27 protein-coding genes are annotated in these 15334 nt (G+C 60.8%); 25 read left to right on the forward strand and 2 right to left on the reverse strand.

Features of this window, described 5'->3' with window-relative positions:
• Positions 1 to 2: 2 nt before the first annotated feature.
• The 25 genes from rplD to rplQ all read left to right on the forward strand — a co-directional run bounded on the left by rplD (position 3) and on the right by rplQ (position 13665).
• Entirely contained in the window at positions 3 to 623 is a 621-nt protein-coding gene (rplD, locus tag NT26_RS07115) for a 50S ribosomal protein L4 (RefSeq protein WP_052638119.1), read from the forward strand.
• Complete coding sequence (locus tag NT26_RS07120; protein ID WP_052638122.1) at positions 620 to 913, forward strand: 50S ribosomal protein L23; 294 nt, start codon at positions 620 to 622, stop codon at positions 911 to 913. The genes rplD and NT26_RS07120 overlap by 4 nt, the downstream gene beginning before the upstream one ends.
• Before the next feature lie 11 nt (positions 914 to 924).
• Positions 925 to 1761 (forward strand): 50S ribosomal protein L2, encoded by an 837-nt coding sequence (gene rplB / locus NT26_RS07125; RefSeq protein ID WP_052638124.1) that lies wholly within the window; start codon positions 925 to 927, stop codon positions 1759 to 1761.
• Between the two features lie 15 nt (positions 1762 to 1776).
• The gene (gene rpsS / locus NT26_RS07130) at positions 1777 to 2055 is read left to right on the forward strand and encodes a 30S ribosomal protein S19 (protein WP_028735901.1); all 279 of its coding nucleotides are present in this window, start codon (positions 1777 to 1779) and stop codon (positions 2053 to 2055) included.
• A gap of 2 nt (positions 2056 to 2057) precedes the next feature.
• Complete coding sequence (gene rplV / locus NT26_RS07135; protein ID WP_052638126.1) at positions 2058 to 2447, forward strand: 50S ribosomal protein L22; 390 nt, start codon at positions 2058 to 2060, stop codon at positions 2445 to 2447.
• Positions 2447 to 3175: a 30S ribosomal protein S3 gene (gene rpsC / locus NT26_RS07140; protein WP_052638129.1), complete on the forward strand. Its 729-nt coding sequence runs from the start codon at positions 2447 to 2449 to the stop codon at positions 3173 to 3175. Before rplV ends, rpsC begins: the two co-directional genes overlap by 1 nt.
• 38 nt (positions 3176 to 3213) lie before the next feature.
• Positions 3214 to 3627, forward strand: a complete 414-nt coding sequence (rplP, locus tag NT26_RS07145; RefSeq protein ID WP_052638130.1) for a 50S ribosomal protein L16 — start codon at positions 3214 to 3216, stop codon at positions 3625 to 3627.
• Positions 3628 to 3639: 12 nt separating this feature from the next.
• Positions 3640 to 3840 (forward strand): 50S ribosomal protein L29, encoded by a 201-nt coding sequence (rpmC, locus tag NT26_RS07150; protein WP_052638132.1) that lies wholly within the window; start codon positions 3640 to 3642, stop codon positions 3838 to 3840.
• A gap of 11 nt (positions 3841 to 3851) precedes the next feature.
• Positions 3852 to 4088 carry a 30S ribosomal protein S17 gene (gene rpsQ, locus NT26_RS07155; RefSeq protein ID WP_052638134.1) on the forward strand — a complete coding sequence of 79 codons (237 nt, stop codon included), beginning with the start codon at positions 3852 to 3854 and terminating at the stop codon, positions 4086 to 4088.
• Positions 4089 to 4322: 234 nt separating this feature from the next.
• A complete protein-coding gene (gene rplN / locus NT26_RS07160) occupies positions 4323 to 4691 on the forward strand; it encodes a 50S ribosomal protein L14 (RefSeq protein ID WP_052638136.1) in 369 nt (122 codons plus the stop codon).
• Positions 4692 to 4704: 13 nt separating this feature from the next.
• Entirely contained in the window at positions 4705 to 5013 is a 309-nt protein-coding gene (gene rplX / locus NT26_RS07165; protein ID WP_052638138.1) for a 50S ribosomal protein L24, read from the forward strand.
• The gene (rplE, locus tag NT26_RS07170; protein WP_052638140.1) at positions 5006 to 5563 is read left to right on the forward strand and encodes a 50S ribosomal protein L5; all 558 of its coding nucleotides are present in this window, start codon (positions 5006 to 5008) and stop codon (positions 5561 to 5563) included. Before rplX ends, rplE begins: the two co-directional genes overlap by 8 nt.
• A 33-nt stretch (positions 5564 to 5596) precedes the next feature.
• Complete coding sequence (gene rpsN, locus NT26_RS07175; RefSeq protein ID WP_052638142.1) at positions 5597 to 5902, forward strand: 30S ribosomal protein S14; 306 nt, start codon at positions 5597 to 5599, stop codon at positions 5900 to 5902.
• Between the two features lie 12 nt (positions 5903 to 5914).
• A complete protein-coding gene (gene rpsH, locus NT26_RS07180; RefSeq protein ID WP_052638144.1) occupies positions 5915 to 6313 on the forward strand; it encodes a 30S ribosomal protein S8 in 399 nt (132 codons plus the stop codon).
• Between the two features lie 42 nt (positions 6314 to 6355).
• Positions 6356 to 6889: a 50S ribosomal protein L6 gene (rplF, locus tag NT26_RS07185; protein ID WP_052638146.1), complete on the forward strand. Its 534-nt coding sequence runs from the start codon at positions 6356 to 6358 to the stop codon at positions 6887 to 6889.
• Between the two features lie 12 nt (positions 6890 to 6901).
• Positions 6902 to 7264 carry a 50S ribosomal protein L18 gene (gene rplR / locus NT26_RS07190; RefSeq protein ID WP_052638147.1) on the forward strand — a complete coding sequence of 121 codons (363 nt, stop codon included), beginning with the start codon at positions 6902 to 6904 and terminating at the stop codon, positions 7262 to 7264.
• 120 nt (positions 7265 to 7384) lie between these two features.
• Positions 7385 to 7954 (forward strand): 30S ribosomal protein S5, encoded by a 570-nt coding sequence (rpsE, locus tag NT26_RS07195; RefSeq protein WP_052638148.1) that lies wholly within the window; start codon positions 7385 to 7387, stop codon positions 7952 to 7954.
• A gap of 14 nt (positions 7955 to 7968) precedes the next feature.
• Positions 7969 to 8178 (forward strand): 50S ribosomal protein L30, encoded by a 210-nt coding sequence (gene rpmD / locus NT26_RS07200; RefSeq protein WP_006728669.1) that lies wholly within the window; start codon positions 7969 to 7971, stop codon positions 8176 to 8178.
• 16 nt (positions 8179 to 8194) lie between these two features.
• Positions 8195 to 8668, forward strand: coding sequence for a 50S ribosomal protein L15 (rplO, locus tag NT26_RS07205; protein ID WP_052638149.1), 474 nt, complete (start codon positions 8195 to 8197; stop codon positions 8666 to 8668).
• Between the two features lie 229 nt (positions 8669 to 8897).
• Positions 8898 to 10238, forward strand: a complete 1341-nt coding sequence (gene secY / locus NT26_RS07210) for a preprotein translocase subunit SecY (protein ID WP_052638150.1) — start codon at positions 8898 to 8900, stop codon at positions 10236 to 10238.
• Positions 10235 to 10885, forward strand: coding sequence for an adenylate kinase (locus tag NT26_RS07215; RefSeq protein ID WP_052638151.1), 651 nt, complete (start codon positions 10235 to 10237; stop codon positions 10883 to 10885). Before secY ends, NT26_RS07215 begins: the two co-directional genes overlap by 4 nt.
• A 231-nt stretch (positions 10886 to 11116) precedes the next feature.
• Complete coding sequence (gene rpsM, locus NT26_RS07220; protein WP_052638152.1) at positions 11117 to 11485, forward strand: 30S ribosomal protein S13; 369 nt, start codon at positions 11117 to 11119, stop codon at positions 11483 to 11485.
• A gap of 135 nt (positions 11486 to 11620) precedes the next feature.
• Positions 11621 to 12010: a 30S ribosomal protein S11 gene (gene rpsK / locus NT26_RS07225; RefSeq protein WP_007766864.1), complete on the forward strand. Its 390-nt coding sequence runs from the start codon at positions 11621 to 11623 to the stop codon at positions 12008 to 12010.
• Between the two features lie 173 nt (positions 12011 to 12183).
• Positions 12184 to 13194 carry a DNA-directed RNA polymerase subunit alpha gene (locus NT26_RS07230; RefSeq protein WP_052638153.1) on the forward strand — a complete coding sequence of 337 codons (1011 nt, stop codon included), beginning with the start codon at positions 12184 to 12186 and terminating at the stop codon, positions 13192 to 13194.
• Between the two features lie 45 nt (positions 13195 to 13239).
• On the forward strand, positions 13240 to 13665 hold the full coding sequence (rplQ, locus tag NT26_RS07235; RefSeq protein WP_052638154.1) for a 50S ribosomal protein L17: 426 nt from the start codon (positions 13240 to 13242) through the stop codon (positions 13663 to 13665).
• A 58-nt stretch (positions 13666 to 13723) separates the two neighbouring features.
• Here the strand turns inward: rplQ and msrQ are convergent, their stop codons facing one another.
• Together msrQ and msrP are read right to left on the reverse strand one after the other, a co-directional pair.
• Entirely contained in the window at positions 13724 to 14365 is a 642-nt protein-coding gene (msrQ, locus tag NT26_RS07240; RefSeq protein WP_052638155.1) for a protein-methionine-sulfoxide reductase heme-binding subunit MsrQ, read from the reverse strand.
• Positions 14365 to 15306 (reverse strand): protein-methionine-sulfoxide reductase catalytic subunit MsrP, encoded by a 942-nt coding sequence (gene msrP, locus NT26_RS07245; RefSeq protein WP_052638156.1) that lies wholly within the window; start codon positions 15304 to 15306, stop codon positions 14365 to 14367. Before msrP ends, msrQ begins: the two co-directional genes overlap by 1 nt.
• Positions 15307 to 15334 lie beyond the last annotated feature (28 nt).

A 15334-nucleotide genomic window follows, 5' to 3' on the forward strand; every position in this document is an offset into this window, starting at 1 on the left:
ACATGGAATTCAACGTCAAGACCCTCGAGGGTAAAGACGCTGGCAAGGTCTCCCTTTCGGATGAGATCTTCGGCCTCGACCCCCGTGAAGACATTCTCGCCCGCATGGTTCGTTGGCAGCTTGCCAAGAAGCAGCAGGGCACCCACAAGATCAAGAACCGTTCGGAAGTCTCCCGCACCGGTGCAAAGATGTACAAGCAGAAGGGTACGGGCCGCGCTCGTCACCACTCCGCTCGTGCTCCCCAGTTCCGTGGCGGTGGCAAGGCTCACGGCCCGGTCGTCCGCAGCCATGCTCACGATCTTCCCAAGAAGGTTCGTGCATTGGCGCTGCGCCACGCCCTCTCGGCCAAGCTGAAGGCTGAAGACCTGATCGTCATCGACAATCTGGTTGCTGCCGAAGCCAAGACCAAGGCGCTTGTCGGTTCGTTCGCGTCGCTCGGCCTCACCAATGCGCTGATCATCGGTGGCTCCGAACTCGACAACAACTTCAAGCTCGCCGCCCAGAACATCCCGAACGTCGATGTTCTGCCGGTTCAGGGCATCAATGTTTACGACATCCTGCGTCGAGGCAAGCTCGTGCTGTCCAAGGCTGCGGTGGAAGCTCTAGAGGAGCGTTTCAAGTGACCGATCTTCGCCACTATGATGTGATCGTCTCGCCGGCGATCACCGAAAAGTCGACACTGGTATCGGAGCAGAACCAGGTCGTCTTCAACGTTGCCAAGGATGCTTCCAAGCCGGAAATCAAGGCTGCCGTCGAGGCGCTGTTCGGTGTGAAGGTCAAGGCCGTGAACACGCTGGTCCGCAAGGGCAAGGTAAAGCGGTTCCGCGGCTTTATTGGCAAGCAGAAGGACGTGAAGAAGGCCGTCGTCACGCTGGTCGAAGGCCAGACCATCGACGTCTCCACCGGACTCTGAGGTAAAGAACAATGGCATTGAAAAGCTACAACCCGACGTCTCCGAGCCAGCGCCAGCTGGTCATCGTCGACCGGTCCGGTCTCCACAAGGGCAAGCCGGTCAAGGCGCTGACGGAAGGTCTCTCCAAGAGCGGCGGCCGCAACAACCTCGGCCGCATCACCGCCCGCTTCATCGGCGGCGGTCACAAGCGTACCTACCGCCTGGTCGACTTCAAGCGTCGCAAGTTCGACGTCGAAGGCACGGTCGAGCGTCTGGAATACGACCCCAACCGCACGGCGTTCATCGCCCTCGTCAAGTACGAGGACGGTGAGCTGGCTTATATCCTTGCTCCGCAGCGTCTCGCTGCCGGCGACAAGGTGATCGCGTCCGACAAGGCTGTCGACGTGAAGCCCGGCAACGCCATGCCGCTGCAGTACATCCCGGTCGGTTCGATCGTCCACAATGTCGAGATGAAGCCGGGCAAGGGCGGGCAGATTGCACGTTCCGCCGGTACCTATGTTCAGCTCGTCGGTCGCGACCAGGGCATGGCCATCCTGCGCCTGAACTCGGGCGAGCAGCGCCTGGTGCCGGGTTCCTGCCTGGCGACCGTTGGTGCCGTCTCCAACCCGGACCACGGCAACATCAACGACGGCAAGGCTGGTCGTACCCGCTGGCGCGGCAAGACCCCGCATAACCGCGGTGTCGTCATGAACCCCGTCGACCACCCGCACGGCGGTGGTGAAGGCCGCACCTCGGGTGGCCGTCATCCCGTCACCCCGTGGGGTAAGCCCACCAAGGGCAAGCGTACGCGCTCGAACAAGTCGACCGACAAGTTCATCATGCGTTCGCGCCATCAGCGCAAGAAGTAAGAGAGGTAGTCAGGAATGGCTCGTTCAGTATGGAAAGGCCCGTTTGTTGACGGCTATCTTCTCAAGAAGGCTGAGAAGGTTCGTGAAGGCGGCCGCAGTGAAGTGATCAAGATCTGGAGCCGTCGCTCCACGATCCTGCCGCAGTTCGTCGGTCTCACCTTCGGTGTCTACAACGGCAGCAAGCACGTGCCGGTCTCGGTCAACGAAGACATGGTCGGCCACAAGTTCGGCGAATTCTCTCCGACCCGGACCTACTACGGTCACGGCGCGGACAAGAAGGCGAAGAGGAAGTAACGATGGCGAAGGCAAAGACCGAACGCCGGCTGAAGGACAACGAGGCGCAAGCCGTTGCCCGCACGCTCCGCGTCAGCCCGCAGAAGCTGAACCTCGTTGCCGCCCTGATCCGCGGCAAGAAGGTCGACCGCGCGCTTGCTGAGCTGGAATTCTCCCGCAAGCGCATCGCAGGCACGGTGAAGAAGACTCTCGAGTCCGCAATCGCCAATGCCGAGAACAACCATGACCTCGACGTCGACAGCCTGATCGTATCGGAAGCATACGTCGGCAAGTCGATTGTCATGAAGCGTTTCCACGCTCGCGGTCGCGGCCGTGCATCTCGTATCGAGAAGCCGTTCGCGCACCTGACGATCGTCGTTCGCGAAGTCGAGGAAAAAGGGGAGGCCGCATAATGGGCCAGAAAATCAATCCGATCGGCTTCCGCCTCGGCATCAACCGTACCTGGGATAGCCGCTGGTTCGCCGACAATGCCGAATACGGCCAGCTGCTGCACGAGGATCTGAAGATTCGCGCGTATCTGATGTCCGAGTTGAAGCAGGCCGGTATCGCCAAGGTGGTCATCGAGCGTCCGCACAAAAAGTGCCGCGTGACGATCCACTCCGCTCGTCCGGGCCTGATCATCGGCAAGAAGGGCGCCGACATCGAAAAGCTCCGCAAGAAGCTTTCCGAGATGACGTCTTCCGAAACGCACCTCAACATCGTCGAGGTTCGCAAGCCGGAAGTCGATGCGACGCTGGTTGCCCAGTCGATCGCCCAGCAGCTCGAGCGTCGCGTGGCCTTCCGCCGCGCCATGAAGCGCGCTGTTCAGTCTGCAATGCGTCTTGGCGCCGAAGGCATCAAGATCACCTGCGGCGGTCGTCTTGGCGGCGCGGAAATCGCCCGTACGGAATGGTACCGCGAAGGTCGCGTTCCGCTTCACACGCTGCGCGCCGACATCGACTACGGTACGGCCGAAGCTGAAACCGCCTACGGCATCTGCGGCATCAAGGTCTGGATCTTCAAGGGCGAGATCCTGGAGCACGATCCGATGGCTTCCGAACGCCGTGCGCTGGAAGGCGATGCACAGGGTCCGGCAAGCCGTGAACGTGGCGATCGTCGCCGCGAACGCGAAAACGCTTGATCAACGCTGGCGAAAGATAAGCTCGGAGAAGTAAGAAAATGTTGCAGCCAAAGCGTACAAAGTTCCGGAAGCAGTTCAAGGGACGCATCAAGGGTGTGGCCAAGGGCGGTTACGAGCTGGCCTTCGGCGAATTCGGCCTCAAGGCTCAGGAACCGAACCGCGTCAACGCACGCGAGATCGAAGCGGCCCGTCGTGCCATCACGCGTTACATGAAGCGTGCTGGCCGGGTGTGGATCCGCGTGTTCCCTGATGTTCCGGTCACCGCGAAGCCTACCGAAGTCCGTATGGGTAAGGGTAAGGGTTCGGTCGAATACTGGGCATGCAAGGTCAAGCCTGGTCGGATGATGTTCGAGATCGACGGCGTGTCGGAAGAGATTGCTCGCGAGGCTCTGCGCCTCGGTTCGGCCAAGCTCTCCGTCAAGACCCGCTTCGTTCAGCGCATCGCAGAGTAAGGAGAGGCTAGGATGAAAGCCGAAGACGTTCGCGCCCTCACGGCCGACCAACTCAAGGACAAGCTTGCTGAGCTCAAGAAGGAGCAGTTCAACCTGCGCTTCCAGAAGGCCACCGGCCAGCTCGAGAAGTCCTCGCGAGTGAACGAAGTTCGCAAGGACATCGCCCGCTTGAAAACCATTGCCCGCCAGAAGGCGGCAGAAGCCAAGGCTTAAGGAAGAACAATATGCCGAAACGCATTCTGCAGGGCGTCGTAGTTTCCGACAAGAACGAGAAGACCGTTGTTGTCCGCGTCGAGCGCCGATTCGCGCACCCGCTGCTTCAGAAGACGGTCCGCCGTTCGAAGAAGTACAAGGCGCATGACGAGAACAACCAGTACAAGGTAGGTGACGTAGTTTCCATCCAGGAATGCGCGCCGATCTCCAAGGATAAGCGCTGGACGGTTGTATCCGCCCAGGCTTGATTCCAGACGAATTTGCGCCGGGGCCTTGCTTCTGGCGCAAATATCTGTATGAAGCACGCCATCGGCGCAGGACGCTCGGCAACGAGCGTTCTTTTGCTTTGAGCGCAGGGAAGGTCCTTAACAGGAAACCACCTTGGCAAGATCCATCCCGCGCACAATGAAATTCTGTCCATAAGCCGGATCGGGGCGTTCGCGCGCCCGGTCGTTCCGGTCATTAGAAAAAGGCGACCTGACATGATTCAGATGCAAACAAACCTCGACGTGGCGGATAATTCCGGCGCACGTCGTGTCATGTGCATCAAGGTGCTGGGCGGCTCCAAGCGCAAGTACGCTTCGATCGGCGACGTTATCGTCGTTTCGATCAAGGAAGCGATCCCGCGCGGCCGCGTGAAGAAGGGCGACGTGATGAAGGCGGTTGTTGTGCGTACCGCCAAGGACATCCGTCGTGCCGACGGCAGCGTCATCCGCTTCGACAACAACGCGGCGGTCCTCATCGACAACAAGAAAGAGCCGATCGGTACCCGTATCTTCGGACCGGTTCCGCGCGAACTTCGCGCCAAGAACCACATGAAGATCATCTCCCTGGCTCCAGAAGTACTGTAAGGGAGCGATAGCGATGCAAAAGATCCGCAAGGGCGACAACGTTGTCGTATTGACTGGCAAGGACAAGGGCCGCACCGGCGAAGTCCTGCAGGTCCTGCCGAAGGAAGACCGCGCCGTTGTGCGCGGCGTAAACATGGTGAAGCGCCACCAGCGTCAGACGCAGACGCAGGAAGCCGGCATCATCAACAAGGAAGCATCCATCCATCTGTCGAACATCGCGATCGTCGCGAAGGACGGCAAGCCGACCCGCGTCGGCTTCCAGGTTGTCGACGGTAAGAAGGTGCGAGTTGCCAAGCGTACGGGAGATGTGATCGATGGCTGAGGCAAAGTACGAGCCGCGGCTCAAGACTGAATATGTTTCCCGGATCCGTGGCGCTCTGAAGGAGAAGTTCTCCTACAGCAACGAGATGATGATCCCGAAGCTGGAGAAGATCGTCATCAACATGGGTGTGGGTGAGGCGACTGCCGACTCCAAGAAGCCCACCGTTGCTGCTGCTGACCTGGCCGCAATCTCCGGTCAGAAGGCGGTCATCACCCGCGCCCGCAACTCCATCGCTGGCTTCAAGGTCCGCGAAGGCATGCCGATCGGTGCCAAGGTGACCCTGCGCGGCGCGCGCATGTATGAATTCCTGGACCGCCTGGTCAACATCGCGCTTCCGCGCGTTCGCGACTTCCGCGGCCTGAATCCGAAGAGCTTTGACGGCCGTGGCAACTTCGCCATGGGCATCAAGGAACACATCGTGTTCCCGGAGATCAACTACGACAAGGTTGATCAGATGTGGGGCATGGACATCATCGTTTGCACGACGGCCAAGACCGACGACGAAGCCCGGGCTCTGCTTACAGAGTTCAACTTCCCGTTCCGTCAGTAACCGTAACGACGAGCGTAGAAAAGGAACTCCGATATGGCGAAGACTAGCGCAGTCGAAAAGAACAAGCGCCGCCGCAAGACCGTTGCCACGCAGGCCGCCAAGCGCGCTGCCCTGAAGGCAACCATCATGAACCAGGAACTGCCGATCGAAGAGCGGTTCCAGGCAACCCTGAAGCTCGCCTCGCTGCCGCGCGATGGCTCCAAGACCCGCATCCGTAACCGGTGCGAAGTCACGGGCCGCCCGCGCGCATTCTACCGCAAGCTCAAGATGTCGCGTATCGCGCTTCGTGAGCTGGGCAATCTCGGCAAGGTGCCGGGCATCGTCAAGTCGAGCTGGTAAGGAGATCGTTAGATGACCATGACTGATCCCCTGGGCGATATGCTCACCCGTATCCGCAACGGCGCTGCCCGTCGCAAGTCCTCCGTCACGACGCCGGCTTCCAAGCTGCGCGCTCGCGTCCTGGACGTGCTGCAGGCCGAAGGCTACATCCGCGGCTATTCCCAGACCGACTACGGTAACGGCAAGTCCGAGATCGAAATCGAGCTGAAGTACTACGAAGGCGCGTCGGTGATCCGTGAGATCGGCCGCGTGTCCAAGCCGGGCCGCCGGGTCTACGTCTCGGTAAAGTCCATTCCGCAGGTCGCGAACGGCCTCGGCATCACCATCCTTTCGACTCCGAAGGGTGTGATGGCCGATCACCAGGCTCGCGAACAGAACGTTGGTGGCGAGGTTCTTTGCTCCGTCTTCTAAGACAGGGCAGGGATCTCCATAGCGAACAGACAGGATAACAAAATGTCTCGTATCGGTAAAAGACCCGTTCCGGTTCCTGCTGGAGTTACGGCCTCTGTTGAAGGCCAGAAAGTGACTGCCAAGGGCCCGAAGGGCGAGCTTTTCTTCGTCGCCAATGACGAAGTGAAGGTTGAGTTCAACGATAACGCCGTTTCGGTGACCCCGATCGACGATTCCAAGGATGCCCGCTCCAAGTGGGGCATGTCGCGGACGATGATCGAGAACATCTTCAAGGGCGTGAAGGACGGTTTTGAGCGTAAGCTCGAGATCAACGGCGTCGGCTATCGTGCCTCGTTGCAGGGCAAGAACCTGCAGCTGGCACTCGGTTTCAGCCACGACGTGGTCTACGAACCGCCGCAGGGTATTTCGATTGCCGTGCCGAAGCCGACGGAAATCGTCGTCACCGGCATTAACAAGCAGCAGGTCGGTCAGGTAGCCGCGGAAATCCGCGAGTACCGCGGTCCGGAGCCCTACAAGGGCAAGGGCGTCAAGTACGCCGAGGAACGGATCGTCCGCAAGGAAGGCAAGAAGAAGTAAGGATCACGCGAAATGGCTAGCAGGAAAGAAGCACTTGCAAAGCGCGCGAGCCGCGTGCGCCGCCAGATTAAGGCGGTCGCCAACGGCCGTCCGCGCCTGTCGGTTCATCGCTCGTCGAAGAACATCTATGTCCAGGTCATCGATGACGTGGCCGGCCGCACGCTTGCTGCCGCCTCCACGCTCGACGCCGACTTGCGCTCGAAGCTGAAGACCGGTGCGGATGTTGAAGCCGCCGCCGCTGTCGGCAAGCTTGTCGCAGAGCGTGCGACCAAGGCCGGTGTGAAGGAGGTCGTATTCGATCGCGGCGCCTTCATCTACCACGGCCGCATCAAGGCACTGGCCGAAGCTGCCCGCGAAGGCGGTCTCAGCTTCTAAGGAATTTCGCCCGGAGCCTTCATCGGTTCCGGGCGAAATGCGGTTATCCGCACCCCGATCCGTATTCGGATCACGTTGTAATCTGCCGATTGCACCCGGAAAAGAAAAAGGAAAAGGACAATGGCACAAGAAAGAAGAGGTTCTCGCGACGACCGCCAGAACCGCGAAGAGCGCGATAGCGAATTCGTCGACAAGCTGGTCGCGATCAACCGCGTTGCCAAGGTTGTTAAGGGCGGCCGTCGTTTCGGCTTCGCCGCCCTCGTCGTCGTTGGCGACCAGAAGGGCCGCGTAGGCTTCGGCCACGGCAAGGCACGTGAAGTGCCGGAAGCGATCCGCAAGGCAACCGAATCTGCCAAGCGCGATCTCATTTTCGTTCCGCTGCGCGATGGCCGTACGCTGCACCACGACGTCAATGGTCGTCACGGTGCCGGCAAGGTGCTTCTGCGCGCTGCCAAGGCCGGTACCGGTATCATCGCGGGTGGCCCGATGCGCGCGGTCTTCGAGACGCTCGGCGTTCATGACGTCGTCGCGAAGTCGACCGGTTCGTCGAACCCCTACAACATGGTTCGCGCTACCTTCGACGCCCTCAAGCATCAGGTCCATCCGAAGGACGTCGCAGCCCAGCGTGGCCTCAAGTATGCAACGCTCCAGGCTCGCCGCGCTGCCTCCGGCAACGCTGCTGAAGAATAAGAGGAGTCTGACCCATGGCTAAGGCTACGAAGAAGACTGAAGCAAAGACGATCACGGTCGAGCAGATCGGTTCGCCCATTCGCCGTCCGGCAGTTCAGCGTGCGACGCTGGTTGGTCTGGGCCTCAACAAGATGCACCGGGTCCGCACCCTGGAGGATACTCCTTCGGTTCGCGGCATGATCCGTGCTGTCCAGCATCTCGTTCGCGTCGTCGACGAGAAGTGAGACGGGGGAAGTCATCATGAAACTGAATGAAATCAAAGACAACGAAGGCGCGGTCAAGGATCGCAAGCGCGTTGGTCGCGGTATCGGCTCTGGCAAGGGCAAGACCGGCGGTCGCGGCGTCAAGGGCCAGAAGGCTCGTTCCGGCGTTGCCATCAACGGCTTCGAAGGCGGCCAGATGCCAATCTACCGCCGTCTGCCGAAGCGCGGCTTCACCAACATCTTCGCATCGGAATACGTGACGGTTTCCGTCGGCCGTATCCAGACGGCGATCGATGCCAAGAAGCTTGACCCGAAGGCCACGATCGATGCGGCTGCCCTGAAGGCTGCCGGCATCATCCGTCGCCCGAAGGACGGCGTCCGGATCCTCTCCGGCGGCGAGCTCAAGGCCAAGGTCACGATCGAAGCCGCCGGCGCCTCCAAGGCTGCTGTCGAGAAGATCGAAAAGGCCGGTGGCTCCATCAAGCTTCCGGAAGCCGCAGCCGCGGAATAAACCGTTTAAGATCGCCCGGAGTGCTTCACACCGGGCGATTTTGCTCCCATATGTGAGCCTCACGATTCCGGGACCGGTCGCCAGGCCGGCGCATTCCGGAACCATACGGAAAACAGGGTGAGGCACCGATCGCACCAGCGATTCCCGCCCGTTATCTGAAACTGAATTTGGACTGCATTCCGGACCCGGCAGGATTTCCGCCGCCGGAATTGGTCAGGCGGAGAGATGCATGGCTTCTGCAGCGGAACAACTTGCCTCCAACCTCAATTTCTCGACCTTCGCCAAGGCTGAGGATCTCAAGAAGCGGCTGTGGTTCACGCTCGCCGCGCTGCTCGTCTACCGCCTCGGTACGCATATCCCGCTACCCGGGCTCAATCCCGAGGCCTATGCGCAAGCGTTCCGCGGCCAGGCTGGCGGCATTCTTGGCCTCTTCAACATGTTTGCCGGCGGCGCGGTCGAGCGCATGGCGATCTTCGCGCTCGGCATCATGCCCTATATTTCCGCGTCGATCATCGTGCAGCTGATGACGTCCGTCGTTCCGACGCTGGAAGCGTTGAAGAAGGAAGGCGAACAGGGCCGCAAGGTCATCAACCAGTACACCCGCTACGGCACCGTTCTTCTCGGCACGCTGCAGGCCTACGGTATTGCTGTCGGGCTCGAGAGCGGCCAGGGCATTGTCGCCGATCCCGGCTGGTTCTTCCGCATCTCGACGGTCGTCACGCTTCTGGGCGGTACGATGTTCCTCATGTGGCTCGGTGAGCAGATCACCGCGCGCGGCATTGGCAACGGCATTTCGCTCATCATCTTCGCGGGCATCGTCGCCGCTCTGCCGACGGCACTCGCCGGCACGCTGGAACTCGGCCGAACCGGCGCTTTGTCGACGGCGCTCATCCTGACCGTCATCGTGGTCGCGATCGCCGTGATCATGCTGATCGTCTTCGTGGAGCGTGCGCAGCGCCGCCTGCTGATCCAGTACCCGAAGCGCCAGGTTGGCAACCGGATGTTCCAGGGCGATACGTCGCACCTGCCGCTCAAGCTCAACACTTCGGGCGTTATTCCGGCGATTTTCGCTTCGTCGCTTCTCCTGTTGCCGGCGACGGCTGCAGGCTTCGCAGGCAATTCTGAAATGCCCGGCTGGGCGACGACGATCATCTCGGCACTCGGCCACGGCCAGCCGGCCTTCATGGTTCTTTACGGCCTGCTGATTGCCTTCTTTGCCTTCTTCTACACGGCGATCGTCTTCAATCCGAAGGACACCGCCGACAACCTGAAGAAGCACGGCGGCTTCATCCCCGGCATTCGTCCGGGCGAGCGGACCGCCGAGTATATCGACTATGTCCTCACGCGTATCACCGTCGTCGGCGCTGCCTACCTCGTCTTTGTCTGCGTGCTGCCCGAGCTCCTGATCGCCCGCACCGGCGTTCCATTAGCCCTTGGTGGTACTTCGCTTTTGATCGTGGTCAGTGTAACCCTCGACACGGTCGCTCAGATCCAGGGTCATCTTATTGCCCAACAATATGAGGGCCTGATCAAGAAGTCGAAATTGCGTGGAGGAAAGAGGGGACGATGAGACTGATTCTTTTGGGGCCGCCGGGCGCGGGTAAGGGGACCCAGGCCCAGCGGATCGTGGAGAAGCATGGTATCCCCCAGCTCTCCACCGGTGACATGCTGCGTGCGGCCGTAGCCGCCGAGACTGACGTCGGCAAACGCGCCAAGGCGGTCATGGACGCAGGTAAGCTCGTCTCCGACGATATCGTCATCGCCATCGTCTCGGAACGCATAGACCAGCCAGACTGCGCCAACGGCTTCATTCTTGACGGCTTTCCGCGGACGCTCGTCCAGGCAGACGCCACTGAAAGCATGCTGCGGGAGAAGGGGTTGGACCTTTCGGCAGTCATCGAGCTGAAGGTCGACGACAAGGAGCTGATACGCCGGGTGTCCGGCCGCTATTCCTGCGCCCAGTGCGGCGCCGTCTACCATGACACCGACAAGGTTCCGGCCAAGGAAGGTGTCTGCGACAAGTGTGGCTCGACTCACTTCAAGCGTCGCCCCGATGACAATGCGGAGACGATGACCCAGCGCCTCGAGGTTTACTACAAGGAGACCTCACCGCTGATCGGCTACTACTATGCGAAGGGCAAGCTGAAGTCCGTGGACGGCATGGCCGAGATGGACGCCGTGACGGCGGAAATCGAAAAGGTGCTCGCTGCGCTCTGAGCGGCGGTTGCCCCTAAAGAATCTTGGCGGGGCCGGTTGCTTTTTTTAACCGATTCCGCTAACACCGCGCCAACTCGCGACATTGATGCGATCGGTGCGGACGTCCCGACGAGGGTATCCGGGTCCGGTCCTTTGACTTGTTTCGGATTTGAACTGGCGGCCTTCGATCGGCTGCTCTCATGGAAGAAGTACCACTTGCCGGATGGCAACTGGAACGCAAGGAGAATAGACGTGGCACGTATCGCTGGCGTCAACATCCCGACTGCGAAGCGCGTCGTTATCGCGTTGACGTATATTCACGGGATCGGCCCGAAATTCGCACAAGAAATCGTCGAGAAGGTTGGTATCCCGGCCGATCGTCGCGTTCATCAGCTCACCGATGCTGAAGTCCTGCAGATCCGCGAAACCATCGACCGCGACTATCAGGTCGAAGGCGATCTGCGTCGCGAGACCTCGATGAACATCAAGCGTCTGATGGACCTCGGCTGCTACCGTGGCCTGCGTCATCGTCGTGGCCTCCCGGTCCGCGGTCAGCGCACGCACACCAATGCCCGCACCCGCAAGGGTCCGGCAAAGGCAATCGCCGGTAAGAAGAAGTAATTTCCCGGAGTTTCCGGGTGAGGGGAGGCTGGCGCCACGTCGCTGGCCTCTTTTTGAGTTTGGTGCCGGATCTCGGTCCGGTCCCGGTGGAGCCGCTGGAACTACGGCGGTGACGAGATCAACGAAAGGAAGACCATGGCCAAGGAAGCCACCCGCGTCCGCCGTCGCGAACGCAAGAACATCACGTCGGGCGTTGCCCACGTCAATTCGACCTTCAACAACACGATGATCACCATCACCGATGCACAGGGCAATGCGATTGCCTGGTCGTCGGCAGGTGCGAAGGGCTTCAAGGGTTCGCGCAAGTCGACCCCGTTCGCCGCCCAGATCGCTGCCGAAGACTGCGCCAAGAAGGCTCAGGAGCACGGCATGAAGTCGCTGGAAGTCGAAGTCTGCGGCCCGGGCTCTGGCCGTGAATCGGCTCTGCGCGCCCTGCAGGCTGCCGGCTTCATGATCACCTCGATCCGTGACGTGACGCCGATCCCGCACAACGGCTGCCGTCCGCGCAAGAAGCGCCGCGTCTAAGTCGGATGCGGCGGGCCTTCGGGCCGATCGCATTGAACTTGCGTAATACCGCCTTACTTCGCCCGTCGAAGTCTGGCGGTTTTGCCGTACCGCCGAATGGCAATGCCCAACTCGGTGCTTCTCATGCTCGGTTGCCACGATTGGATGGTGGCAACGAACGGAAGGTTTAAAACATGATCCAGAAGAACTGGCAGGAACTGATCAAGCCGAACAAGGTGGAGTTCACCTCGTCCGGTCGTACCAAGGCAACGCTGGTTGCAGAGCCGCTTGAGCGGGGCTTCGGCCTGACGCTCGGCAACGCTCTGCGCCGCGTTCTTCTTTCGTCACTGCGCGGTGCTGCTGTCACCGCGGTCCAGATTGACGGCGTCCTGCACGAGTTCTCCTCCATCCCCGGCGTTCGGGAAGATGTGACGGACATCGTGCTCAACATCAAGGAAATCGCCATCAAGATGGATGGCGACGACGCAAAGCGCATGGTCGTGCGCAAGCAGGGCCCCGGTGCCGTAACCGCTGGTGACATTCAGACGGTTGGCGACATCGAGATCCTGAACCCCGACCACGTCATCTGCACCCTCGACGAGGGCGCGGAGATTCGCATGGAGTTTACGGTCAACAACGGCAAGGGCTATGTCCCGGCCGAGCGTAACCGTGCAGAAGATGCGCCGATTGGCCTCATCCCGGTCGACAGCCTCTATTCGCCGGTCAAGAAAGTGTCCTACAAGGTGGAGAACACCCGTGAAGGACAGGTTCTCGACTACGACAAGCTGACGATGACCATCGAGACCGATGGCTCGGTTACCGGCGAAGACGCGGTAGCATTCGCTGCCCGCATTCTTCAGGACCAGCTCGGCGTATTCGTCAACTTCGACGAGCCGCAGAAGGATGTCGAGGAAGAAGCCGTTACCGAACTGGCCTTCAACCCGGCGCTCCTCAAGAAGGTCGACGAACTGGAGCTTTCGGTCCGTTCGGCGAACTGCCTGAAGAACGACAACATCGTCTATATCGGCGATCTCATCCAGAAGACCGAGGCGGAAATGCTGCGCACTCCGAATTTCGGTCGCAAGTCGCTGAACGAGATCAAGGAAGTTCTGGCATCCATGGGCCTCCATCTTGGCATGGAAGTTCCCGCCTGGCCGCCGGAGAACATTGAAGATCTCGCCAAGCGTTACGAAGACCAATACTAACAAGTCAGACTGCAGGCGAATGCCTGCAAGTGAAGGAGACCAGACATGCGCCACGCAAAAGCCGGCCGCAAGCTCAACCGTACCGCAAGCCACCGCAAGGCGATGTTCGCCAACATGGCGGCTTCGCTCATCACCCATGAGCAGATCGTCACCACTCTGCCGAAGGCAAAGGAAATCCGTCCGATCGTCGAGAAGCTCGTCACGCTCGGCAAGCGCGGCGACCTGCACGCCCGTCGTCAGGCGATCTCGCAGATCCAGGACCAGGACGCCGTCCGCAAGCTGTTCGATGCGATCGCCTCGCGTTACGCGACCCGCAACGGCGGCTACCTGCGCATCATGAAGGCAGGCTTCCGCCAGGGCGACAACGCCCCGCTCGCCGTCATCGAGTTCGTCGAGCGCGATGTCGATGCCAAGGGTAAGGCCGACAAGGCTCGCGTTGCCGCTGAAGCTGAGGCAGCCGAAGCTGCCTAATCGGTAGCCCGTATCGCGGAAAGATTGGAGGCCGGGCAGAAATGCCCGGCCTTTTTCGTCATCTGCTGGCGCGCGCCAGGCGCGGACTGCCTCGCTTCCAGTTCAGGAATGGCTTGCGTAGCGGTCGGTAGAGAAGCAGCAAGGCGACGAGGGCGATGTGGACAAAGGGTGTCAGCGTCACGGATTTGACCGCCAGGAAATAGTGCAGCGCGCCACCCAGTGCGATCGGGTAGATCAGCCGGTGCAACCCGTTCCACCTCTGCCCCAGCCTGCGTATCGACCAGTTGTTGGAGGTCAGTGCCAATGGCAGGAGGCAGGCCAGGCAGACTATGCCGATGGTGATGTAGGGGCGCTTTGCGATGTCGGCACCGATCGAGCCGAAATCGAGCCCGCGGTCGAGGATCAGCCAGACGCTGAAGTGCATTAGGACATAGTAGAAGGCGAGCAGGCCCAGCGCCCGCCTGTAGCGCAGCCAATTGAGGCCAAGGACGTCCCGCAGGGGTGTGATTGCAAGCGTGGCGATGAGGAAGCGCAGAGCCCATATGCCGAGCAGGTGCTCGAACGTCTTGACCGGATTGACGCCCAGGCCACCGGTTGCGCCGAGGTAGAAGTTCCAGGCGGCCGGCACGAGGCCGATGGCATAGAGCGCCCAGATGCTGGGCCCGTGCAGGCGGCGGGGCAGGGCGGGAATGCCGGCCATCAGTAGTTCGCCTTGAGGTCCATCCCCTCGTAGAGGCTGGCGACCTCCTCGCCATAGCCGTTGAACATCAGGGTCGGACGGTTGGCGACCTTGAAGAAGCCGCCTTCGCCAATCCGCTGCTCCGTCGCCTGGCTCCAGCGCGGATGGTCGACCTCGGGGTTCACGTTCGAATAGAAGCCGTATTCACGCGCGTTGGAGTTCTTCCAGGTGGTCTCCGGCTGCTCCTCGACGAGCGAGATCTTGACGATCGACTTGATGCTCTTGAAGCCGTACTTCCATGGCACGACCAGCCGGATCGGAGCGCCATTCTGGTTGGGCAGCGTCTCTCCGTAGAGGCCAACAGCGAGGATGGTCAGCGGGTGACGGGCCTCGTCGAGCCTCAGCCCCTCGATATATGGCCATTCGAGCGGCTGGAAGAGGCCGGTCTGCCCGGGCATTTCTTCCGGCCGCACAACGGTCTCGAAGGAGACGTACTTGGCGCTGCCGAGCGGCTCGACCTGGTCAAGGAGCACCGAAAGCGGGAAGCCGATCCATGGGATCACCATCGACCAGCCTTCGACGCAGCGCAGGCGATAGACGCGCTCCTCGAGCTGCATCTTCATCAGCTCCTCGATGCCGAATTCCTTCGGCTTGCCGACCATGCCGTCCACCTTCACCGACCATGGCAGCGGCTTGAAGTGCTGCGACTTCTCCGACGGGTCGCCCTTGCCCGTGCCGAACTCATAGAAGTTGTTGTAGGTGGTGACGGCTTCCTTCGGTGTGAGCTTCTCGTCGGTCGAGAACTGACTGGTCGATGCCGCGAGCGGGGCCGCGATTGCCGATCCGGCCCCCAGCATCGCAACACCGGCAGCGGCGGTTCCGATGAACTTCCGGCGCGACATGTAGACCTCGCGGGGCGTGATCTCCGAGGCGCTGATGCGGGGCGGGCGATAGGCAGGCATGACGGTCTCCCTGGGAGCTATTTTCTTC

This window comes from Pseudorhizobium banfieldiae, assembly GCF_000967425.1.
GTDB classification, from domain to species: Bacteria; Pseudomonadota; Alphaproteobacteria; order Rhizobiales; family Rhizobiaceae; genus Neorhizobium; species Neorhizobium banfieldiae.